Origin of the sequence: Enterobacter sp. HSTU-ASh6 (assembly GCF_026319105.1) — a bacterium.
GTDB classification, from domain to species: Bacteria; Pseudomonadota; Gammaproteobacteria; order Enterobacterales; family Enterobacteriaceae; genus Enterobacter; species Enterobacter sichuanensis.
Genome location: NZ_WSPD01000008.1, coordinates 141,790 through 163,996, shown reverse-complemented (window position 1 = coordinate 163,996; position 22,207 = coordinate 141,790). Strand labels below are relative to the sequence as shown.

Below are 22,207 nucleotides of genomic sequence, written 5' to 3'. Positions count from 1 at the left end.
CATTAAATTAATAAAACAGTACGCAACCTAATTATTTTTTATAAAAACGGTTTTTTGCTCACTATTTCAGAGCCGGGGAGTATGGGTTTTTATAATATCTCCATGCAAGTTTATAAGCGTGTCAAAATATATCCTGAATAATAATAGACTTAACCTTACAATATGAGCGTAATCCACCTTTTAACTTTTCGCCATACCACACATCAAAAGTGGTTTTTTAGCTTTACGTGTCGTGCTGTTTCAGCATGGCACCGAATCGCAAAGCAGAGTTTGCTGGCGATCGCAGCCGGAGAAATCTGCATAAAAATATTTTGTGAAATCAATCACAATCCAGAAACAAACACGCCAAATCAAAATGTGATGTATATCACGAAAATTGGTAGTTTTTGCGTTAATTCTCACCATCGTATTTTTTTTGTCCACTTATTTTGTGATTCAGATCACCCAATTACTGACCACACCCCCTACATTTACGTGACACAAATCACATAAATTTTCACTGTCTGGACAGTTGAACGATTCAGTGCCAGATTTCACAGCATCAGAACAGGGCCCGGCTACCTCTGCCGCCGCACATTAACAATAAACCTCGGGCCACAAGCCTAAGCGTAATCAAAAGAAGGGGTGTTTTATGTCATCCGATTTCAAGATCAAAGTTCAAAGCTTTGGTCGTTTCCTCAGCAACATGGTGATGCCAAATATCGGCGCGTTTATCGCGTGGGGTATCATCACTGCATTGTTTATTCCGACAGGGTGGTTGCCTAACGAAACGCTGGCGAAACTTGTTGGCCCAATGATTACCTACCTGCTGCCACTGCTCATCGGTTTCACCGGTGGTCGTCTGGTGGGCGGTGACCGTGGTGGTGTCGTAGGTGCCATCACCACGATGGGGGTTATCGTCGGCGCGGATATGCCGATGTTCCTCGGGGCGATGATTGCCGGCCCTCTGGGCGGCTGGGCGATTAAGAAATTCGACGTCTGGGTTGATGGTAAGATCAAATCCGGCTTCGAAATGCTGGTGAACAACTTCTCTGCGGGCATCATCGGGATGATCCTCGCGATTCTGGCGTTCCTCGGCATTGGCCCGGCAGTTGAAGTCCTGTCTAAAATTCTGGCGGCTGGCGTTAACTTCATGGTGGCGCACGAGATGCTGCCGCTGGCGTCTATCTTTGTTGAACCGGCGAAAATCCTGTTCCTCAACAACGCCATTAACCACGGTATCTTCTCGCCGCTGGGTATTCAGCAGTCGCACGACCTCGGCAAGTCCATCTTCTTCCTGATTGAAGCCAACCCGGGCCCGGGTATGGGTGTGCTGCTGGCGTACATCTTCTTTGGTCGCGGCAGCGCGAAGCAGTCTGCTGGCGGTGCGGCTATCATCCACTTCCTGGGCGGTATCCACGAAATTTACTTCCCGTATGTGCTGATGAACCCACGTCTGATCCTGGCCGTTATCCTCGGCGGTATGACCGGCGTGTTCACCCTGAGCGTGCTGGGCGGTGGCCTGGTGTCTCCGGCCTCTCCGGGCTCTATCCTGGCGGTGCTGGCAATGACGCCAAAAGGGGCTTACTTCGCAAACATCGCGGCCATTTTTGCCGCCATGGCGGTCTCCTTCGTGGTCTCTTCTATTCTGCTGAAAACCAGCAAAGTGAAAGAAGATGATGACATCGAAGCAGCAACCCGTCGTATGCACGACATGAAAGCCGAATCCAAAGGCGCGACCCCACTGGCCGCAGGTGATGTCTCTAACGACCTGAGCCACGTGCGTAAAATCATCGTGGCCTGTGATGCAGGCATGGGTTCCAGCGCAATGGGTGCAGGCGTGCTGCGTAAGAAAGTGCAGGATGCAGGTCTGACCAACATCTCCGTGACCAACAGCGCCATTAACAGCCTGCCACCGGATGTTGACCTGGTGATCACGCACCGTGACCTGACCGAGCGCGCCATGCGCCAGGTACCGCAGGCTCAGCATATTTCGCTGACCAACTTCCTCGACAGCGGCCTGTACACCAGCCTGACCGAGCGTCTGGTTGCCGCGCAGCGTCACGAAGATAACGAAGTGAAAGTGCGCACCAGCCTGCAGGACAGCTTTGACGAGAGCAATACCCACCTGTTCAAACTGGGGGCGGAGAACATCTTCCTCGGTCGCACTGCGGCAACCAAAGAAGAAGCGATTCGCTTTGCCGGTGAGCAGCTGGTAAAAGGCGGCTACGTTCAGCCTGAATACGTAGACGCGATGCTGGAACGTGAAAAACTGACGCCAACCTACCTGGGCGAATCCATCGCGGTGCCGCACGGTACGGTGGAAGCGAAAGATCGCGTTCTGAAAACCGGCGTCGTATTCTGTCAGTACCCGCAGGGCGTCCGCTTCGGTGAAGAAGAAGACGACATCGCCCGTCTGGTGATTGGTATCGCCGCTCGCAACAACGAGCACATTCAGGTGATTACCAGCCTGACCAACGCGCTGGATGATGAGTCTGTCATTGAGCGTCTGGCCAATACCACCAGCGTGGAAGAAGTGCTGGCTCTGCTGAACAAATAAGTTCTCTTCCCTCTCCCCTCCGGGGAGAGGGCTAGGGTGAGGGGAAAACGTTCCTCACCCCAGCCCTCTCGGGTAAAAACATTGATTAAGGTTAACACTATGAAAGCATTACATTTTGGCGCAGGTAATATCGGTCGTGGCTTTATCGGCAAGCTGCTGGCAGACGCGGGCATTACGCTGACATTCGCCGATGTAAATCAGGTCGTTCTGGATGCCCTGAATGACCGTCATAGCTACCAGGTACATGTGGTGGGTGAAAATGAGCAGGTGGAAACGGTCACTGGCGTCAACGCGGTAAGCAGTATCGGCGACGACGTTATCGACCTTATCGCCAGCGTTGACCTGGTCACCACGGCGGTGGGCCCGGTGGTACTGGAGCGTATCGCCCCTGCGGTGGCAAAAGGCCTGGCAAAACGTAAAGCGCAGGGCATCGACACCCCGCTGAACATTATTGCCTGCGAGAACATGGTGCGCGGCACCACGCAGCTGAAAGGCCACGTGCTCAACGCCGTAGCAGAGGAAGACAAAGCCTGGGTGGAAGCGCACGTCGGGTTTGTGGATTCCGCCGTTGATCGTATCGTCCCGCCGTCAGAATCTGCGACCAACGATCCGCTGGAAGTGACCGTGGAAACCTTCAGCGAGTGGATCGTTGATAAAACCCAGTTTAAAGGCGCGCTGCCGACCATTCCGGGAATGGAATTAACCGATAACCTGATGGCATTTGTCGAACGCAAACTCTTCACGCTGAACACCGGGCATGCTATAACCGCCTACCTCGGGAAATTGGCCGGTCATCAGACCATTCGCGACGCGATCCTTGATGAGAAGATCCGTGCGGTGGTGAAAGGGGCAATGGAAGAGAGCGGCGCGGTGCTGATCAAACGCTACGGTTTTGATGCTGAGAAACATGCAGCATACATCCAGAAAATCCTCGGTCGTTTTGAAAACCCGTATCTGAAAGATGACGTTGAGCGCGTAGGCCGCCAGCCGCTGCGTAAACTGAGCGCGGGCGATCGCCTGATTAAGCCGCTGCTGGGCACGCTGGAATACGGCCTGCCGCACGCCAACCTGGTGAAAGGCATTGCCGCCGCGATGCACTATCGCAGCGAGCAGGATCCCCAGGCGATTGAGCTGGCTCAGTTGATTGACGATAAAGGCGCGCAAGCTGCGCTGGCGCAGATTTCCGGTCTGGACGCCAACAGCGACGTGGTTGTGGAGGCGGTTAACGCATACAACGCAACCAAATGATGCACAGTGAGGCGCAGGTCATCCTGCGCCCTGATTACAGATTGTCAGATATGCAGGCAATAATGGAACAAACCCAGGCCTTTGAAAATCGTGTGCTTGAGCGTCTGAATGCTGGCAAAACCGTACGAAGTTTCCTGATTGCCGCCGTCGAGCTATTAACCGAGGCGGTGAATATCCTGGTGCTTCAGGTGTTCCGCAAAGACGACTACGCGGTAAAATATGCTGTAGAACCGTTACTGGACGGCGACGGGCCGCTGGGCGATTTATCCGTGCGTCTGAAGCTGATTTATGGTCTTGGCGTGCTGAACCGACAAGAGTATGAAGATGCGGAGCTGTTGATGGCACTGCGCGAAGAGCTCAATCATGACGGTAATGAGTACACCTTTACCGATGACGAGATCCTTGGCCCCTTTGGCGAGCTGCATTGCGTCACTGCGCTCCCCCCTGCCCCCCATTTTGACAACAGCGACCCTGAGCTGTACGCGATGCAAAAGCTGCGTTATCAACAGGTTGTCCGTTCTACGATGGTCCTCTCCCTGACTGAGCTGATTTCCCGAATCAGCTTAAAAAAAGCGTTTCAGAAGTAAGCCTGCTCACATTGGTGTATCCTTCCCTGTAAATTCCCCGTTTTCAGAGTTATTTGTCATGAAAGAAGTCGAAAAGAACGAAATTAAACGCCTGAGCGACCGCCTGGATCTGATCCGCCACCAGATGGCTGGTCTCTCGCTGGTCGATTCCGCCGAGAAGTACGCCGAGCTTGAGAAAGAGACCGCAAAGCTGGAAGCGGAGATCGAACGTCTGCGTGAAGTTAAAGGCCAGAAGCTGAGCAAAGAAGCGCAGAAGCTGATGAACATGCCGCACCGCCGCGCGATCACCAAAAAAGAGCAGGCTGACATGGGCAAGCTGAAGAAAAGCGTCCGTGGTCTGGTGGTGGTTCACCCGATGACCGAGCTTGGCCGCGAAATGGGCCTGAAAGAGATGACGGGTTTTTGTAAGACGGCATTCTGATTTCATGCCGGGTGGCGCTGCGCTTACCCGGCCTACTCTTTTCCCCTTCGCGTGAATTGGTCCAACCAATAGCGCAATCAATCCTCCCCCGGTTCACAATTCCATCATTTTCGCTCACAAAACCATTGCTAGCTCATAACATCTGGTTAACCATTCATTGTCATTAACCCTACAACACAATATTGGCAGGACCACTTTTACACAGACTGTGACGCAGAGATGAGCGGAGACTCACCCGCAGCGCAGGCTGTCTGGTCCTCAGGAGACCTGCATGAGCCTCTGGCAACAAAACTACGACCCGGCCGGAAATATCTGGCTGTCGAGCCTGATCGCATCGCTGCCGATCCTGTTCTTCTTCTTTGCGCTGATTAAGCTCAAGCTGAAGGGCTACCTTGCCGCGACGTACACCGTCGCCATCGCGCTGCTGGTGGCGCTGTTCTTCTACAAAATGCCGGTCGATCGCGCCCTGGCCTCCGTCGTCTACGGTTTCTTCTACGGCCTGTGGCCGATTGCGTGGATCATCATCGCCGCGGTGTTTGTTTATAAAATCTCGGTGAAAACCGGGCAATTCGACATTATCCGCTCGTCGATCCTCTCCATCACGCCGGATCAGCGCCTGCAGATGTTGATTGTCGGTTTCTCTTTTGGGGCGTTTCTTGAAGGGGCCGCTGGCTTCGGCGCACCGGTGGCGATCACCGCCGCGCTGCTGGTCGGGCTGGGCTTTAACCCGCTGTATGCCGCGGGACTGTGCCTGATTGTGAACACCGCGCCGGTGGCGTTTGGCGCAATGGGGATCCCGATTCTGGTCGCAGGCCAGGTGACCGGGCTGGACAGCTTTGAGATTGGCCAGATGGTGGGCCGCCAGCTGCCGTTCCTGACCATCATCGTCCTGTTCTGGATCATGGCGATTATGGATGGCTGGCGCGGCGTGAAAGAGACGTGGCCTGCGGTGATGGTCGCCGGCGGTTCGTTCGCTATTGCACAGTACCTCAGCTCCAACTTCCTCGGCCCGGAGCTGCCGGACATCATCTCTTCGCTGGTCTCGCTGGTCTGTCTGACGCTGTTCCTGAAGCGCTGGCAGCCGGTACGTATTTTCCGCTTCGCCGACATGGGCGCCTCACAGGTTGATCAAACCCTGGCGCGTACAGGCTATACCGCAGGCCAGGTCATTCGCGCATGGTCGCCGTTCCTGTTCCTGACTGCCACGGTGACGCTGTGGAGCATCCCGCCGTTTAAAGCCCTGTTTGCTCCGGGCGGTGCGCTGTATGACATGGTGATTAACATCTCTGTGCCGTTCCTCGACAAGATGGTCGCCCGTATGCCGCCGGTGGTGCACGCCGCCACGCCGTATGCCGCAGTCTATAAATTCGACTGGTTCTCCGCTACCGGCACGGCCATCCTGTTTGCCGCTATTCTTTCTGTGGTGTGGCTGCGCATGAAGCCTGCCGCTGCGGTGCAGACCTTTGCGGCGACCATTAAAGAATTGATGCTGCCGATCTACTCCATCGGCATGGTGCTGGCCTTCGCGTTTATCTCGAACTACTCCGGCCTGTCATCAACGCTGGCACTGGCGCTGGCGCATACCAGCCACGCCTTTACCTTCTTCTCTCCGTTCCTCGGCTGGCTGGGGGTGTTCCTGACCGGTTCAGATACCTCGTCTAACGCCCTGTTCGCCGCCCTGCAGGCGACGGCCGCTCAGCAAATCGGCGTCTCAGACGTGCTGTTGGTGGCCGCGAATACCACCGGCGGCGTGACCGGGAAGATGATCTCTCCGCAGTCCATCGCCATTGCCTGTGCGGCGGTGGGACTGGTCGGTAAAGAGTCGGATCTGTTCCGCTTTACCGTGAAACACAGCCTGATATTCACCTGCATGGTCGGGGTGATTACCACCCTGCAGGCCTATGTCTTAACCTGGATGATCCCATGATAGTGATGCCCAGACGCCTGTCCGACGAGATTGCCTCTCGCGTGCGGGCGCTGATTGAAGAACAACAGCTGGAAGCGGGCATGAAATTGCCCGCCGAGCGCCAGCTCGCCGCCCAGCTTGGCGTATCACGCAACTCATTGCGTGAAGCGCTGGCCACGCTGGTCAGCGAAGGGGTACTGGTGAGCCGTCGCGGCGGCGGCACCTTTGTACGCTGGCAGCATGACGACTGGTCCGAACAAAACATCGTGCAGCCGCTGAAAACACTGATGGAGAACGACCCGGACTACAGCTTCGACATCCTTGAAGCGCGTCACGCCATCGAAACCAGTACCGCCTGGCACGCGGCCATGCGGGCAACCGACGCCGACAAAGAGAAGCTCAAAGCCTGCTTTGAGGCCACGCAAAGCAGCGACCCGGATATCGCCTCCCAGGCGGACGTGCGTTTTCACCTGGCGATTGCCGAGGCGTCGCACAACGTGGTGCTGCTCCAGACCATGCGCGGTTTCTTCGACCTGCTGCAATCCTCCGTGAAGCAGAGCCGCCAGCGCATGTATCTGGTCCCGCCGGTGTTTGCCCAGCTCACTGAACAACACGAGGCGGTGCTCAACGCCATTCTGGCCGGTGATGCCGGGGCCGCGCGCAAAGCAATGATGGCGCATCTGGGCTTCGTGCACACCACCATTAAACGATTCGATGAAGACCAGGCCCGACAGGCGCGTATTACCCGTCTGCCTGGCGACAGTGATATTTCCAGGGAGAACAAAGCATGATTATTTCAGCAGCCAGTGACTACCGCGCCGCGGCGCAGCGCATTTTGCCCCCGTTCCTGTTCCACTACATCGACGGCGGGGCGTATGCCGAATATACCCTGCGTCGCAATGTGGAAGATCTTTCGGAGGTGGCTCTGCGCCAGCGCGTGCTGAAAAATATGTCTGACCTGAGCCTTGAGACAAAACTGTTTAACGAGACGCTCTCCATGCCGGTGGCCCTTGCGCCCGTAGGCCTGTGCGGCATGTACGCCCGTCGCGGGGAAGTGCAGGCGGCCGCCGCGGCGGATGCCAAAGGCATTCCGTTTACCCTCTCTACCGTGTCCGTCTGCCCGATCGAAGAGGTGGCCCCGACCATCAAGCGCCCAATGTGGTTCCAGCTGTATGTCCTGCGCGATCGCGGCTTTATGCGAAACGCGCTGGAGCGCGCCAAAGCGGCGGGCTGCTCCACGCTGGTCTTTACCGTCGATATGCCGACACCCGGCGCGCGCTACCGTGATGCCCACTCCGGCATGAGCGGCCCGAATGCCGCCCTGCGCCGCTACTGGCAGGCTGTAACGCATCCGCAATGGGCCTGGGATGTTGGTCTCAACGGCCGTCCGCATGATCTGGGAAATATCTCGGCGTATCTGGGTAAACCGACCGGGCTGGAAGATTACATCGGCTGGCTGGCGAACAATTTCGATCCGTCCATCTCCTGGAAAGACCTGGAGTGGATCCGTGAATTCTGGGACGGCCCGATGGTGATCAAAGGGATCCTCGACCCGGAAGATGCCCGCGACGCGGTACGCTTTGGCGCAGACGGGATTGTGGTTTCTAACCACGGCGGACGCCAGCTTGACGGGGTGCTCTCTTCCGCGCGCGCCCTGCCGGCGATAGCCGATGCGGTGAAAGGCGATATTGCCATCCTGGCCGATAGCGGCATCCGCAACGGACTGGACGTAGTGCGTATGATTGCGCTGGGTGCCGACAGCGTGCTGCTGGGTCGGGCCTATCTGTATGCGCTGGCCACCAGCGGCCAGGCTGGCGTGGCAAATCTGCTTAACCTGATCGAAAAAGAGATGAAGGTGGCGATGACGCTGACCGGTGCGAAAACGATCGGCGAAATCAGTAAAGATTCTCTGGTGCAGGAGTTAAATAAATTACCGGCAGCGCTGGCTCCCCTTGCACAGGGTAACGCCGCCTGACGCTTCCCCCCGTTGCCTTCCCTCACGCGTCCGATCCCCCCCGGGCGCTTTTTTATGCCAAAAATAACATCCAGGTAACATATTGGATAAGAAAATTTGACATCCCCCTGCCGTGCGCAATTGTATAGACAAGCAAATACAAGAACACAAAAACAACATCACATCAGAGGGGTGCGTATGACGTATTCAGGCAAGGTGGATATTCAGCAGGTGATCGATGACAGTCGCTTTTCAGGATTTCACTGGCTTCTTATCGTGCTGGGTTTCCTGGTTCTGGCGATCGATGGTTTTGATACGGCGGCGATGGGCTACATTGCGCCTACGCTGTCGGCTGAATGGGGTATCCATAAACAGGATCTGGGGCCGGTGCTCAGTGCGGCGCTGCTGGGGCTGTCACTGGGCGCGCTGATCGCCGGTCCGGTGTCGGACAGAATGGGGCGTAAGCGCGTGCTGGTCTTTTCGTGTCTGTTCTTTGGTCTTGCAAGCCTGGGGGCCGCCTGGGCGCAAACCCTTAACACCCTGACGCTATGGCGGTTCCTGACGGGGCTGGGTCTGGGGGCGGCAATGCCTAACGCTATCACGCTTATCTCAGAATTTGCCCCTCAGCGCTGTCGCGCCATGGCGATTAACACCATGTACTGCGGTTTCCCTCTGGGCGCGGCGGGCGGCGGAGCGATCTCCTCCTGGCTGATTCCTCATCATGGCTGGCGGAGCGTACTGCTGACCGGCGCAATTGCCCCGCTGATATTAACGCTGCTGCTGGCGCTGTTTTTGCCAGAGTCGGTGAAATTTCTGGTGCAGCGCGGGAAAGACGTGATGCAGATCCGCCGCATCGCCAGCCGGTTCGCCCGCGGCACGCTGGACGGCGTGACCGGCTTTTTCCTGCAGGAGGAACGGGTCACCTCTAAAAAAGGGAGCGTGGCGCAGCTGTTTTCCATGCCCTGGCTACCCGGCACCCTGATGCTGTGGGTGACCTATTTTATGGGGCTGGTGATTTATTACGTCCTGCTGAGCTGGATGCCGACGCTGATGCAGGGGATGGGTTATGCTCTGACGGAATCCGCCTGGCTGACGTCACTGTTCACCTTTGGCGGTACCGCAGGCATTCTGCTCGCAGGCTGGATGATGGACCGCTGGGAAGCGCACAAAGTGGTCGCAGGAGGATTTGTCCTGACCATGGGGCTGATCCTGCTGCTTGGCCTTGAGCATAACCATATCGTCCTGTTTGGCGCCTTGATATTCCTGATGGGGATCGCGATGAACGGCGCGCAATCGGGCATGCAAACCCTGGCCGCCACCTTTTACCCCACCGAATGTCGCGCGACGGGCATCGCCTGGATGCAGGGGATCGGCCGTTTTGGCGGCGTGGCGGGCACCATGACCAGCGCGCAACTGCTTTCGCTGCAGTGGCAGGCAGACAGTATTTTAATGATCCTCAGCCTGCCTGCACTGGTCGCCGCGGGGGCCACCGTCTATAAAATGCTGCGCTGTCGCCTGCAGGAACCCGGCGTCGCGTAGTCCCTCTCTTTTCTGCTATTCTGCCCCCGCAATTAAGGGGGCAGTATGCTTAACATCGTTTTATTCGAACCAGAAATTCCGCCAAATACCGGCAATATTATTCGCCTGTGTGCCAACACCGGTTTTCGCCTGCATATCATTGAGCCGATGGGCTTTACGTGGGACGACAAACGTCTGCGCCGCGCAGGGCTGGATTATCATGAATTTACCGCCGTGGTGCGCCACCCTGATTACGCCGCGTTTCTGGAAAGCGAAAAGCCGCAGCGCATGTTCGCCCTGACCACTAAAGGGACGCCCGCACACAGCGCCGTGAGCTATCAGGAGGGTGACTATCTGATGTTTGGCCCGGAAACGCGCGGCCTGCCCGCCACAATCCTGGATGCCCTGCCCGCTGAGCAGAAAATCCGTATTCCGATGATGCCGGACAGCCGCAGCATGAACCTGTCGAACGCGGTGTCGGTGGTGGTCTATGAAGCATGGCGCCAGCTGGGGTATCCGGGCGCCATTCTAAGGTAGGCCCGGTAAACGCAGCGCCACCGGGCAAAATCTCAGATGCCGTCACCGTACTCGAAGGTATGGTGAATGCCGTTGAAGTGCTGGTCCATATCCATGGACGGTTTATCGCTGTCGGGTTTGCCGACGATGCGCGCCGGCACGCCAGCGGCGGTGGTGTGCGGCGGCACAGGCTGCAGCACGACAGACCCCGCGCCAATTTTCGCGCCGCGCCCCACTTCAATATTGCCGAGGATCTTGGCGCCCGCGCCAATCATCACCCCTTCACGAATTTTCGGATGGCGATCGCCGCTGGTTTTACCGGTACCGCCCAGAGTAACCGACTGCAGGATCGAGACGTCATCTTCAATGACCGCCGTTTCACCGACAACAATGCCGGTGGCATGGTCGAGCATGATCCCGCGGCCAATTTTCGCGGCCGGGTGAATATCCACCTGGAAGGTTACGGAAACCTGGTTTTGCAGGAAAATAGCCAGCGCGCGGCGGCCTTCATTCCATAACCAGTGGCCGATGCGGTAAGCCTGCAGGGCGTGGAAGCCTTTCAGGTACAGCAGCGGCGTAGAATATTTGTCGACGGCAGGGTCACGGGTACGCACGGCCTGGATATCGCAGGCGGCAGAGGCGATCATCTCCGGGTCAGCGGCGTAAGCTTCTTCCACCACTTCACGAATGGCGATGGCGGGCATGATCGAGGACGCCAGCTTGTTGGCAAGCATATAGCTCAGGGCGCTGCCGAGGTTTTCGTGCTTGAGTAACGTTGCATGGTAGAAACTGGCCAGCATCGGCTCACAGTCGGCCAACGCCCGGGCTTCGGCTTTAATATTATTCCAGACGATATCCAGTTCTTCACACGGCATTGCTAACTCCAGACGATAGTATAATGACCAGCCAGTTCTGCGCTGGCTGGGTCATTCAGGTGATAACGGTTCCGACTAGTTACTGCTGCGCTCGTCCTTGCGCGCACGACCTAATAAGGTCAATGCTGCCTCGCGCGCATTTTTTCCGCAATACAATACCTGATAAATTTCCTCGGTTATTGGCATTTCGACACCAAACCGGTGCGCCAATTCGCGAACTTCTTTGGTATTGCGGTAGCCTTCAACCACCTGACCAATCTTCTCCTGCGCGGCTTTCACATCGCTGCCCTGTCCGAGCATCATGCCAAAGCGGCGGTTACGGGACTGATTGTCGGTACAGGTCAACACCAGATCGCCTAAGCCCGCCATCCCCATAAAGGTGGCCGGATCGGCACCCAGCGCTTCGCCAAGGCGGGACATCTCGGTTAAGCCACGGGTGATCAGCGCCGTACGTGCGTTGGCACCGAAACCAATGCCGTCGGACATGCCGGCACCAATCGCAATCACGTTCTTCACCGCCCCACCCAACTGTACGCCGATAAAATCGGGGTTGCTGTAGACGCGGAAGCTCTTGCCGCAGTGCAGCAGCTGTTGCAGATCGTCGGAGAAGGTCTGATCGGTTGATGCCAGCGAAATCGCCGTTGGCAGGCCAGCGGCCAGCTCTTTGGCAAAGGTCGGGCCCGAAATCACCGCCAGCGGGATATCATCACCCAGCGCTTCACGGGCAACATCCTGCAGCAGGCGTCCGGTTTCGGCTTCCAGCCCTTTCGTCGCCCACACAATGCGTGCATCCGGGCGCATCAGCGGCTTAATCTGACGCAGCACCTCACCGAATACATGGCTCGGGACCACAATCAGAATGTTGCGACTGGCCGCCAGCGCGGTCGCAAGGTCGCTTTCCAGGTGCAGGGAGTCAGGGAACGGAACGTCCGGGAGAAACGCCACGTTGCAGCGGTCGCGCTGCAGCGTCGCGATATGTTTTGGGTCGTGGCCCCACAGGACCACCTCGTGACCATTTCTTGCCAGCGTGATGGCAAGAGCGGTGCCGTATGAGCCGGCACCGATCACAGTCATTGACGCATTAACAGTGCTCATCAGGCATCCTGATGTTGTTCAGCACCTTCGCCAGCCTGCTGCTGCAGATAGTTCATGAACAGCGCATCAAAGTTAACTGGCGCAAGGTTCAGTTGCGGGAATGTACCGCGAGAAACCAGGCTGGTGATGCATTCACGCGCATACGGGAACAGAATGTTCGGGCAGTATGCACCCAGGCAATGCGCCATCTGGTTACCTTCGATACCGCCGATGGAGAAGATCCCCCCCTGCTGTACTTCACACAGGAAAGCCGTCTCTTCGCCCAGAGAGGCGGTCACGGTCACACGCAGTACGACTTCATACACGTCATCAGCCAGCTGGGTTGATGCGGTATCCAGATCAAGTTTAACCTCTGGCTGCCAGTCTTTCTGGAAAACGTGCGGCGCATTTGGCGCTTCGAAAGAGACATCCTTGGTGTAGATACGCTGGATCTGGAAAGTCATTTCGGTGTTGTTTTGTTCTGACATGGAAAAACCCTTTTTAATTGTCCTAAAGTCTCTTAGCTCAGCAGGGGATCGAGTCCACCACGGGCGTCGAGCGCATACAAGTCATCACAGCCGCCAATGTGCTGCGCATCAATAAAAATCTGCGGAACCGTTGTGCGACCACTACGTTGAATCATCTCTTCGCGTTTAATCGCGTCACCGTCGATAGGCAGTTCCTGGAACGTGACGCCTTTGCTGTTCAGCAGCGCTTTCGCACGATGGCAGAACGGGCAGGTCGCTTTGGTGTAGATCTCAATATTGGCCATCACTGAACTCCTTATTTACCGCGCACCAAAGGAAGGTTTTCCCCGCTCCAGCCGGAAATGCCTTCTTTCAGCACAGATACGTTTTCGAAGCCTGCTTTATGCAGCAGGCTGGCGGATTCCTGCGCCTGCATGCCGGTACCGTCAACAACGATAATCGGCTGGGCTTTATGCTTCTCAAGCTCGCCCACGTTATTCGCTTTGATTTCAGCAGGCAGCAGGTTAATCGCACCTGCAATGTGCCCTTTACGGAAATCGTCACGCTGACGCAGATCGACTACGACGGCATCTTCTTTGTTAATCAGACGCGTCGCTTCACCACGGGTGATAACCTTAATCTTAGACGTCAGACCCTTAAATGTGGTGAACAGCACAGCGGCCAGCAGGCCAATCCACGCGATGCTCAGAACCGGATGGCGGCTAACGAATTGCATAATTTCTTGCATGGAGGGTAACTACTCCCGACTTAGTGATTAAAAAAACCAGGACAGGAGTATACCTGTGCGTTGTGGCAAATACAGCCAGCGACCCTAACCTAATCCATTTTCTGCGGCATGCCACCTAAAAAAATGCCTCAAAATGGTCTGAGAAGCACCTTGCCCTTGCGCTTTCTTTGATCTTCTGCGGCTATTTGATCGATTCAGCTGTAGTAAAATTACGCAAATTTTGACTCTTGAGCATGAGGTTGTCGCAATGTCGGTTTCTAAAAAACCTATGGTACTGGTGATTCTGGATGGCTATGGCTACCGTGAAGACAGCCAGGATAACGCTATTTTCACCGCCAAAACCCCCGTCATGGATGCGCTGTGGGCAAAACGTCCACACACGCTGATTGACGCGTCTGGCCTGGAAGTGGGCCTGCCGGACCGCCAGATGGGCAACTCCGAAGTGGGTCACGTTAACCTGGGCGCCGGACGTATTGTGTATCAGGACCTGACGCGTCTGGACGTTGAAATCAAAGAACGCACCTTCTTCTCCAACCCAATGCTGTGCGATGCCGTCGATAAAGCTGTTGCCGCTGGCAAGGCCGTACATATCATGGGTCTGCTCTCTGCAGGCGGCGTTCACAGTCATGAAGATCACATCATGGCGATGGTTGAACTGGCCGCTGAGCGCGGTGCGGACAAAATCTATCTGCACGCCTTCCTGGACGGTCGCGATACGCCACCACGCAGCGCAAAAGGCTCCCTGAAAGCCTTCGAAGACAAATTCGCCGCGCTGGGTAAAGGCCGCGTGGCCTCCATTATTGGTCGTTACTACGCCATGGACCGCGACAACCGCTGGGATCGCGTGGAACAGGCCTATGACCTGATGACCCTGGCAAAAGGTGAATTCCAGTTCGCGACCGCCGTTGAAGCGCTTGAAGCCGCCTACGCGCGTGATGAAAACGACGAATTCGTGAAAGCATCCGTGATTCGTGCTGAAGGCCAGGCAGATGCCGCGATGGAAGATGGCGACGCGCTGATCTTCATGAACTTCCGTGCTGACCGTGCGCGTGAAATTACCCGTGCGTTTGTCAACAACGACTTCGACGGGTTTGCCCGTAAGAAAGTGGTGAACATTAACTTCATCCAGCTGACCGAATATGCCGCTGATATCAAAGCTCCATGCGCATATCCACCCGCTTCACTGGCGAATACCTTCGGTGAGTGGATGGCGAAGAATGATAAGACGCAGCTGCGTATTTCCGAAACCGAGAAGTATGCGCACGTCACCTTCTTCTTTAACGGCGGTGTTGAAGAGCCGTTCCCTGGCGAAGAGCGCATTCTGATTAATTCCCCGAAAGTCGCCACCTACGATCTGCAGCCAGAGATGAGCTCTGCTGAGCTGACCGAAAAACTGGTGGCGGCAATCGTTAGCGGCAAGTACGACACCATCATCTGTAACTATCCGAATGGCGACATGGTGGGTCATACCGGGGTGATGGAAGCGGCAGTAAAAGCAGTTGAAGCGCTGGACCACTGCGTTGAGCAGGTCGCGAAAGCGGTTGAATCCGTTGGCGGCCAGCTGCTGATCACCGCGGATCACGGTAACGCTGAACAGATGCGCGACCCGGCGACCGGCCAGGCGCACACGGCTCACACCAACCTGCCCGTTCCGCTGATTTATGTGGGTGATAAATCACTGAAAGCAGTGGAAGGCGGCAAGCTTTCTGACATCGCGCCAACCATGTTGTCGCTGATGGGGATGCCGATCCCTGAAGAGATGACTGGTAAGCCGCTGTTCATCGTGGAATAATCGCTCCCCATGAGGGGAAAGGCGATTTTTTCAATCACATGGGTCGTGAAGCCGCTTAGGTTATCAGTCAGACCTCTGTTTTACGCCAGCGCACTCAGCGCTGGCGTATTGCTGTGCGCCGCATCCGCCCACGCGGATGACCGCGACCAGCTGAAATCCATTCAGGCCGATATCGCCGCCAAAGAGCGTGCGGTACGCCAGCAGCAGCAGCAGCGCGCCGCCCTGCTCGCCCAGCTTAAGCAGCAGGAAGAGGCCATCTCTGCCGCCACGCGTAAACTCCGTGAAACGCAAAACACCCTTGCCCAGTTGAATAAGCAGATCGACGAGATGAACGCGTCGATTGCCAGACTGGAGCGGCAGCGCGATGCGCAGGAGCGCAACCTTGCCGCACAGCTTGATGCCGCATTCCGCCAGGGTGAACACACCGGTCTGCAACTGATCCTCAGCGGTGAAGAGAGCCAGCGCGGCCAGCGCCTGCAGGCCTATTTCGGCTACCTGAACCAGGCGCGTCAGGAGACTATCGCGCAGCTGAAGCAGACGCGCGAAGAGGTCACCACGCAAAAAGCCGAGCTGGAAGAGAAGCAGACCCAGCAGCAGACGCTGCTCTACGATCAGCAGGCCCAGCAGGCAAAACTTGAGCAGGCCCGCAACGAGCGTAAGAAAACCCTTTCCGGCCTTGAATCTTCCATTCAGGAAGGTCAGAGCCAGCTGAGCGAAATGCGCGCCAACGAATCAAAACTGCGTAACAGCATCGCCCGTGCGGAAGCCGCGGCAAAAGCGCGCGCTGAAAAAGAGGCCCGCGAGGCGCAGGCCGTTCGCGACAAACAGCAGGAAGCGTCCCGTAAAGGGACGACCTACAAACCAAGCGAAAGCGAACGTTCCCTGATGTCACGTACTGGCGGCCTGGGCTCGCCTCGCGGTCAGGCTTACTGGCCCGTTCGTGGTTCAATTCTGCATCGCTATGGCGAACAGCTGCAGGGTGAGCTACGTTGGAAAGGGATAGTTATCGGTGCGTCTGAAGGTAGCGAAGTGAAAGCCATCGCTGATGGTCGCGTGATTCTGGCCGACTGGCTGCAGGGTTACGGGCTGGTGGTCGTGGTCGAACACGGTAAAGGCGATATGAGCCTTTACGGCTACAACCAGAGCGCACTGGTCAGCGTCGGCACACAGGTGCGCGCGGGCCAACCCATCGCCCTTGTGGGCAGCAGTGGCGGTCAGGGCCGCCCGTCACTCTATTTCGAAATTCGTCGTCAGGGTCAGGCGGTCAATCCACAGCCGTGGTTGGGAAGATAAGTTTTGCTTCAATTTCGTCGCATTGTTCTCTCCGTCGTCAGCGCACTGGCGCTGGCTGCACCGGTATATGCAGGTAAACTCGCCATTGTGATTGATGACTTCGGTTATCGTCCACACTATGAAAATCAGGTGCTGGCGATGCCGTCAGCCATCTCTGTCGCCGTCCTTCCGAATGCGCCCCACGCGCGTGAGATGGCGACTAAAGCCCATAACGCCGGGCATCAGGTTCTCATCCATCTGCCGATGGCACCGCTCAGCAAGCAGCCGCTGGAAAAAGACACCCTGCGCCCGGATATGAGCAGCGATGAGATCGAGCGCATCATCCGCGACGCATACAACAAAGTGCCGTATGCCGTAGGGTTGAACAACCATATGGGCAGCGCGATGACCTCGAGCCTGTACGGGATGCTTAAAGTGATGCAGGCGCTGGAGCGCTACAACCTCTATTTCCTCGACAGCATGACCATCGGCAACAGTCAGGCGATGCGTGCCGCACAGGGAACGGGCGTCAAAGTCATTAAGCGTAAAGTGTTCCTGGATGATACCCAGAACGAAGCCGATATCCGCGTGCAGTTTAATCGCGCGGTGCAGCTGGCCCGCCGCAATGGCTCGGCCATTGCCATCGGTCACCCGCACCCGTCTACCGTTCGCGTTCTGCAACAAATGCTGCCGACGTTACCTTCTGATATCACGCTGGTGCGCCCGAGCGATCTGCTGAACGAGCCGCAGGTGGATACCTCTACGCCGAATTCTGCACAGCCCGCGCCGACAGCGCCGCGTAATCCGTTCCGCGGCGTGAAGCGCTGCGTGCTGAAGCAGCCGCCTGAACCGGTCTACGCGACTCGCTTCTTCTCTGTCATTGGTGACAGCATCAGCAACAGTACGCTGGTGAAATACGTCCAGCAGCAGTGGCAGGGATGGGGAAAAAAAGCGTGATTGCCTGACGCTTATTTTGCCGTCTGAGAGTCCGTATGCTCTTTCGCAACGGGCTCTTTTTTCTCCTGATGCTGATACCAGGATTTGAAATACTTCAAAAAGCTGTAGGCGGTGGCATAGAGTCCTGTCACCACGCCGACTTTGCCCTGACGCCAGGCTCCGCTAAACAGATACCATTTGAAAAACGCCCCGATCGCACTGATTATGCCGCGTCCAATTGAGGGGCGGACAGGCTGGTATTTCACCAGACGGGTGGTGTAACTGTTCAGCTTGTTGAACACTTCATGCAGGTTATAAAACGTGTCGTGGCGCACCCGTCCCGGCATTTTTACTGCAATAATCTTGCCTTCAACTTTGTCGTCCACCGGACGGTGGTTAAAACGGGCCTGGGTACGATTAAACAACCGTACCGGGAAATCGGGAGAGGAGACGGGGTAAATGGTGCGTACCTCTTCACCCAGCACATGCCAGTATCGGGCGATGCGCCAGGCGCGATCGGCGGAAGGTTCATCCCCGGCTTTCAGTGCCAGAATAAAATCGACCGTTTCGGCATCCAGGATCTCATCACTGTCCATACACAACACCCAGTCATTGCTCGCCAGATCAACGGCATAATTCATCTGCGCGCCGTGCATGGCATAGGGGTGATGGTGGATAGAAAGTCCATATTCGCGACAAATATCCAGCGTGGTATCCGTGCTGCCGGAGTCCACAACGACAATTTCATCTGCCACCGTTAACAGTGGAGGGATAACCTCGCGCAATAAACGCGCAGAATTACAGGTCAATAAACAAACGGTGAGCTTGAACATAGGCACTGTAAAGGTAAACGGATAATCAACAAACTTTATAAGTGTGTGGGTAAAAAAGCGAAGAAAAAATCAAAATATTCTGATTGCGGATGTCAGAAACGTGAAGAGGGCATAAAAAAGCGCCCGAAGGCGCTTTCTCTGTTAATCCCAGCTCAGGATCACTTTCCCGGACTGACCGGAACGCATTGCGTCAAAGCCCTGCTGGAACTCATCAATGGAGAATCGATGAGTGATAATCGGGGACAGATCCAGACCAGACTGGATCAGCGCCGCCATCTTGTACCAGGTTTCAAACATCTCACGGCCATAGATGCCTTTGATGAACAGCCCTTTGAAGATGACTTTGTTCCAGTCGATAGACATATCCGACGGCGGAATACCCAGCATCGCGATGCGGCCACCGTGGTTCATGGTATCCAGCATCGTGCGGAACGCCGGTGGCGCACCGGACATCTCCAGACCCACATCAAAGCCTTCGGTCATGCCCAGCTCTTCCATCACGTCGGTCAGGCTCTCTTTCGAGACATCCACTGCGCGGGTCACGCCCATTTTGCGCGCCAGCGACAGACGATATTCATTCACGTCAGTAATCACGACATTACGTGCCCCAACGTGCTTCGCCACCGCCGCGGCCATAATGCCGATCGGGCCCGCGCCGGAGACCAGCACGTCCTCACCAACCAGATCGAAGGAGAGCGCGGTGTGTACCGCGTTACCGAACGGATCGAAGATGGAGGCCAGATCGTCAGAAATGTTGTCCGGAATTTTGAACGCGTTAAAAGCCGGGATCACCAGGTATTCTGCGAAACAGCCCGGACGGTTCACGCCCACGCCGATGGTATTACGGCACAGATGGGTACGTCCGCCGCGGCAGTTACGGCAGTGACCACAGGTGATATGGCCTTCACCGGAGACACGGTCACCAATTTTGAAGCCTTTTACTTCCTGGCCGATACCCACCACTTCGCCAACATATTCGTGGCCAACAACCATCGGTACCGGAATGGTTTTCTGTGACCACTGGTCCCAGTTATAGATGTGAACGTCAGTACCGCAGATAGCCGTTTTACGAATTTTGATCAGCAGATCGTTATGACCGACTTCCGGTTCCGGCACGTCGGTCATCCAAATCCCTTCTTCCGCTTTCAGTTTGGATAACGCTTTCATCTTACGTCCTCAGGCAATGACGCCCAGCTGTTTGCCGATGCGGGTGAAGGCTTCCACCGCACGTTCAATTTGTTCAGGCGTATGCGCCGCAGACATCTGGGTGCGGATACGCGCCTGACCTTTTGGCACCACCGGGAAGAAGAACCCGGTGACGTAAATCCCTTCTTTTTGCAGTTCACGGGCAAAGTTCTGCGCGATGACCGCATCGCCCAGCATGACCGGAATGATCGCGTGGTCAGCACCGGCAAGCGTAAAGCCTGCTGCGCTCATCTTTTCGCGGAACAGACGGGCGTTGGACCACAGGCGATCGCGCAGTTCGGCTCCGGATTCCACCATCTCCAGCACTTTGATGGAGGCAGACACAATAGCCGGCGCCAGGGAGTTGGAGAACAGGTACGGACGGGAGCGCTGACGCAGCCACTCAACCACCTCTTTACGCGCAGCGGTATAGCCGCCGGACGCGCCGCCGAGCGCTTTGCCCAGCGTACCGGTGATGATGTCCACGCGGCCCATCACGTCGCAGTATTCGTGGGAGCCACGGCCGTTTTCGCCGACAAAACCGACCGCGTGAGAGTCATCGACCATCACCAGCGCGTCATATTTGTCCGCCAGGTCACACACGCCCTTCAGGTTGGCGATCACACCGTCCATCGAGAACACGCCGTCGGTGGCGATCAGCACATGACGAGCGCCCGCTTCGCGCGCCTCTTTCAGGCGCGCTTCCAGCTCAACCATATCGTTATTGGCATAGCGGTAGCGCTTCGCTTTGCACAGGCGCACACCGTCAATGATGGACGCGTGGTTCAGGGCGTCGGAGATAATGGCATCTTCTGCGCCAAGCAGGGTCTCAAACAGACCGCCGTTAGCGTCGAAGCAGGAGGAGTACAGAATGGCGTCTTCCATACCTAAGAAGTTCGCCAGCTTTTTCTCAAGCTGCTTGTGGCTGTCCTGGGTACCGCAGATAAAGCGTACGGAAGCCATGCCGAAACCGTGGGTATCCATGCCGTTTTTCGCCGCGGCAATCAGCTCAGGGTGATTCGCAAGACCTAAGTAGTTGTTCGCACAAAAGTTGATCACATGGCTGCCATCGGCAACGGTGATGTCCGCCTGCTGGGCAGACGTGATAATACGCTCTTCCTTGAACAACCCTTCCGCACGTGCGGTGTCGAGGTCGCTGTTTAACTGTTTGTAAAAATCACCACGCATTGCAATTCTCCAGACTCGGCAAATTTCGGGACATATTACCCAAACCTATAGTTCATGACGAGATGACACATTATCTCTTGTCGTTTTTGCAGCATAAATCACGCGTACCCCTGCGCTGTGAAGGTGAATGGCTGAAGGGCAGCCATACTAATGATATGATAGAAACATTAGCGTCCGGGATTGTCCCCGGGCTTCACACTTCAAAGGTTACAGTTATGATCATCGTTACCGGCGGCGCGGGCTTTATCGGCAGCAATATTGTTAAGGCTCTCAATGACAAAGGCATCACCGACATCCTGGTGGTTGACAACCTGAAAGACGGCACCAAGTTCGTCAACCTGGTGGATCTGAACATCGCTGATTATATGGATAAGGAAGACTTCCTTATCCAGATTATGGCAGGGGAAGAGTTCGGCGAGATCGAGGCCATCTTCCACGAAGGTGCCTGCTCATCCACCACCGAGTGGGACGGCAAGTACATGATGGACAACAACTATCAGTACTCCAAAGAGATCCTGCACTACTGCCTCGAGCGTGAAATTCCGTTCCTGTACGCCTCTTCTGCGGCAACCTACGGCGGGCGCACCTCAGACTTCATCGAGTCCCGCGAATATGAGCAGCCGCTGAACGTCTACGGTTACTCTAAATTCCTGTTCGACGAATACGTGCGTCAGGTCCTGCCAGAAGCGAACTCCCAGATTGTCGGCTTCCGCTACTTCAACGTCTACGGGCCGCGCGAAGGTCACAAAGGCAGCATGGCAAGCGTGGCCTTCCACCTGAACACCCAGCTGAATAATGGCGAAAGTCCGAAACTGTTCGAAGGCAGCGACGGCTTTAAGCGTGACTTCGTCTACGTGGGCGACGTGGCCGCCGTAAACCTGTGGTTCTGGGAGAACGGCGTGTCCGGCATCTTCAACCTGGGTACTGGCCGTGCGGAGTCGTTCCAGGCGGTGGCTGACGCCACGCTGGCGTATCACAAAAAAGGCAGCATTGAGTACATTCCGTTCCCGGACAAGCTCAAAGGCCGCTACCAGGCGTTCACCCAGGCGGATCTCACTAACCTGCGTAAAGCGGGCTATGACAAACCGTTCAAAACCGTTGCCGAAGGCGTAACGGAGTATATGGCCTGGCTGAACCGCGACGCGTAA

Annotated in this window: 21 protein-coding genes; 13 read left to right on the top strand and 8 right to left on the bottom strand. The window is 56.2% G+C overall.

The window, feature by feature from the left end:
- The first annotated feature begins 631 nt into the window (after positions 1–631).
- The 9 genes from GM298_RS12200 to trmL all read left to right on the top strand — a co-directional run bounded on the left by GM298_RS12200 (position 632) and on the right by trmL (position 10,710).
- The gene (locus GM298_RS12200; protein ID WP_025758415.1) at positions 632–2,539 is read left to right on the top strand and encodes a PTS mannitol transporter subunit IICBA; all 1,908 of its coding nucleotides are present in this window, start codon (positions 632–634) and stop codon (positions 2,537–2,539) included.
- Positions 2,540–2,623: 84 nt separating this feature from the next.
- Entirely contained in the window at positions 2,624–3,787 is a 1,164-nt protein-coding gene (gene mtlD / locus GM298_RS12195) for a mannitol-1-phosphate 5-dehydrogenase (RefSeq protein WP_266154185.1), read from the top strand.
- Positions 3,784–4,374, top strand: a complete 591-nt coding sequence (gene mtlR / locus GM298_RS12190) for a mannitol operon repressor MtlR (RefSeq protein WP_025758418.1) — start codon at positions 3,784–3,786, stop codon at positions 4,372–4,374. Before mtlD ends, mtlR begins: the two co-directional genes overlap by 4 nt.
- Before the next feature lie 58 nt (positions 4,375–4,432).
- On the top strand, positions 4,433–4,795 hold the full coding sequence (locus GM298_RS12185) for a YibL family ribosome-associated protein (RefSeq protein WP_008502724.1): 363 nt from the start codon (positions 4,433–4,435) through the stop codon (positions 4,793–4,795).
- A 271-nt stretch (positions 4,796–5,066) separates the two neighbouring features.
- Positions 5,067–6,722 carry an L-lactate permease gene (gene lldP, locus GM298_RS12180; RefSeq protein WP_014882014.1) on the top strand — a complete coding sequence of 552 codons (1,656 nt, stop codon included), beginning with the start codon at positions 5,067–5,069 and terminating at the stop codon, positions 6,720–6,722.
- Positions 6,719–7,492, top strand: a complete 774-nt coding sequence (gene lldR, locus GM298_RS12175) for a transcriptional regulator LldR (protein WP_025758422.1) — start codon at positions 6,719–6,721, stop codon at positions 7,490–7,492. The genes lldP and lldR overlap by 4 nt, the downstream gene beginning before the upstream one ends.
- On the top strand, positions 7,489–8,676 hold the full coding sequence (lldD, locus tag GM298_RS12170; protein ID WP_025758424.1) for an FMN-dependent L-lactate dehydrogenase LldD: 1,188 nt from the start codon (positions 7,489–7,491) through the stop codon (positions 8,674–8,676). The genes lldR and lldD overlap by 4 nt, the downstream gene beginning before the upstream one ends.
- Positions 8,677–8,853: 177 nt before the next feature.
- Positions 8,854–10,194: an MFS transporter gene (locus GM298_RS12165; protein WP_266154165.1), complete on the top strand. Its 1,341-nt coding sequence runs from the start codon at positions 8,854–8,856 to the stop codon at positions 10,192–10,194.
- A 45-nt stretch (positions 10,195–10,239) separates the two neighbouring features.
- Positions 10,240–10,710 carry a tRNA (uridine(34)/cytosine(34)/5-carboxymethylaminomethyluridine(34)-2'-O)-methyltransferase TrmL gene (trmL, locus tag GM298_RS12160; RefSeq protein WP_025758428.1) on the top strand — a complete coding sequence of 157 codons (471 nt, stop codon included), beginning with the start codon at positions 10,240–10,242 and terminating at the stop codon, positions 10,708–10,710.
- Positions 10,711–10,742: 32 nt separating this feature from the next.
- On the opposite strand, the gene cysE is transcribed toward trmL, so the two are convergent.
- From cysE to GM298_RS12135, 5 genes are all read right to left on the bottom strand, one after another.
- A complete protein-coding gene (gene cysE, locus GM298_RS12155) occupies positions 10,743–11,564 on the bottom strand; it encodes a serine O-acetyltransferase (protein ID WP_008502718.1) in 822 nt (273 codons plus the stop codon).
- Positions 11,565–11,639: 75 nt separating this feature from the next.
- Positions 11,640–12,659: an NAD(P)H-dependent glycerol-3-phosphate dehydrogenase gene (gpsA, locus tag GM298_RS12150; protein WP_025758430.1), complete on the bottom strand. Its 1,020-nt coding sequence runs from the start codon at positions 12,657–12,659 to the stop codon at positions 11,640–11,642.
- Positions 12,659–13,126, bottom strand: coding sequence for a protein-export chaperone SecB (gene secB / locus GM298_RS12145; protein WP_003860835.1), 468 nt, complete (start codon positions 13,124–13,126; stop codon positions 12,659–12,661). The genes gpsA and secB overlap by 1 nt, the downstream gene beginning before the upstream one ends.
- Before the next feature lie 32 nt (positions 13,127–13,158).
- Positions 13,159–13,410 (bottom strand): glutaredoxin 3, encoded by a 252-nt coding sequence (grxC, locus tag GM298_RS12140; protein ID WP_010426371.1) that lies wholly within the window; start codon positions 13,408–13,410, stop codon positions 13,159–13,161.
- 11 nt (positions 13,411–13,421) lie between these two features.
- A complete protein-coding gene (locus GM298_RS12135; RefSeq protein WP_013094920.1) occupies positions 13,422–13,853 on the bottom strand; it encodes a rhodanese-like domain-containing protein in 432 nt (143 codons plus the stop codon).
- Between the two features lie 247 nt (positions 13,854–14,100).
- On the opposite strand from GM298_RS12135, the gene gpmM reads away from it, so the two are divergent.
- Genes gpmM through GM298_RS12120 form a run of 3 tightly spaced genes read left to right on the top strand, consistent with a single transcriptional unit; the run spans position 14,101 to position 17,874 of the window.
- Entirely contained in the window at positions 14,101–15,645 is a 1,545-nt protein-coding gene (gene gpmM / locus GM298_RS12130; RefSeq protein WP_266154164.1) for a 2,3-bisphosphoglycerate-independent phosphoglycerate mutase, read from the top strand.
- Between the two features lie 33 nt (positions 15,646–15,678).
- Positions 15,679–16,938 (top strand): murein hydrolase activator EnvC, encoded by a 1,260-nt coding sequence (gene envC, locus GM298_RS12125; RefSeq protein ID WP_025758434.1) that lies wholly within the window; start codon positions 15,679–15,681, stop codon positions 16,936–16,938.
- Positions 16,939–16,941: 3 nt separating this feature from the next.
- On the top strand, positions 16,942–17,874 hold the full coding sequence (locus GM298_RS12120) for a divergent polysaccharide deacetylase family protein (RefSeq protein ID WP_045286242.1): 933 nt from the start codon (positions 16,942–16,944) through the stop codon (positions 17,872–17,874).
- Positions 17,875–17,885: 11 nt separating this feature from the next.
- Here the strand turns inward: GM298_RS12120 and GM298_RS12115 are convergent, their stop codons facing one another.
- The 3 genes from GM298_RS12115 to kbl all read right to left on the bottom strand — a co-directional run bounded on the left by GM298_RS12115 (position 17,886) and on the right by kbl (position 21,059).
- Complete coding sequence (locus tag GM298_RS12115) at positions 17,886–18,686, bottom strand: glycosyltransferase family 2 protein (protein WP_025758436.1); 801 nt, start codon at positions 18,684–18,686, stop codon at positions 17,886–17,888.
- Positions 18,687–18,827: 141 nt separating this feature from the next.
- The gene (gene tdh / locus GM298_RS12110; RefSeq protein WP_021242426.1) at positions 18,828–19,853 is read right to left on the bottom strand and encodes an L-threonine 3-dehydrogenase; all 1,026 of its coding nucleotides are present in this window, start codon (positions 19,851–19,853) and stop codon (positions 18,828–18,830) included.
- A 9-nt stretch (positions 19,854–19,862) separates the two neighbouring features.
- Positions 19,863–21,059, bottom strand: a complete 1,197-nt coding sequence (gene kbl / locus GM298_RS12105; protein WP_025758439.1) for a glycine C-acetyltransferase — start codon at positions 21,057–21,059, stop codon at positions 19,863–19,865.
- Between the two features lie 215 nt (positions 21,060–21,274).
- Between kbl and rfaD the strand changes: the two genes are divergently transcribed.
- Positions 21,275–22,207: an ADP-glyceromanno-heptose 6-epimerase gene (gene rfaD, locus GM298_RS12100; protein WP_025758440.1), complete on the top strand. Its 933-nt coding sequence runs from the start codon at positions 21,275–21,277 to the stop codon at positions 22,205–22,207.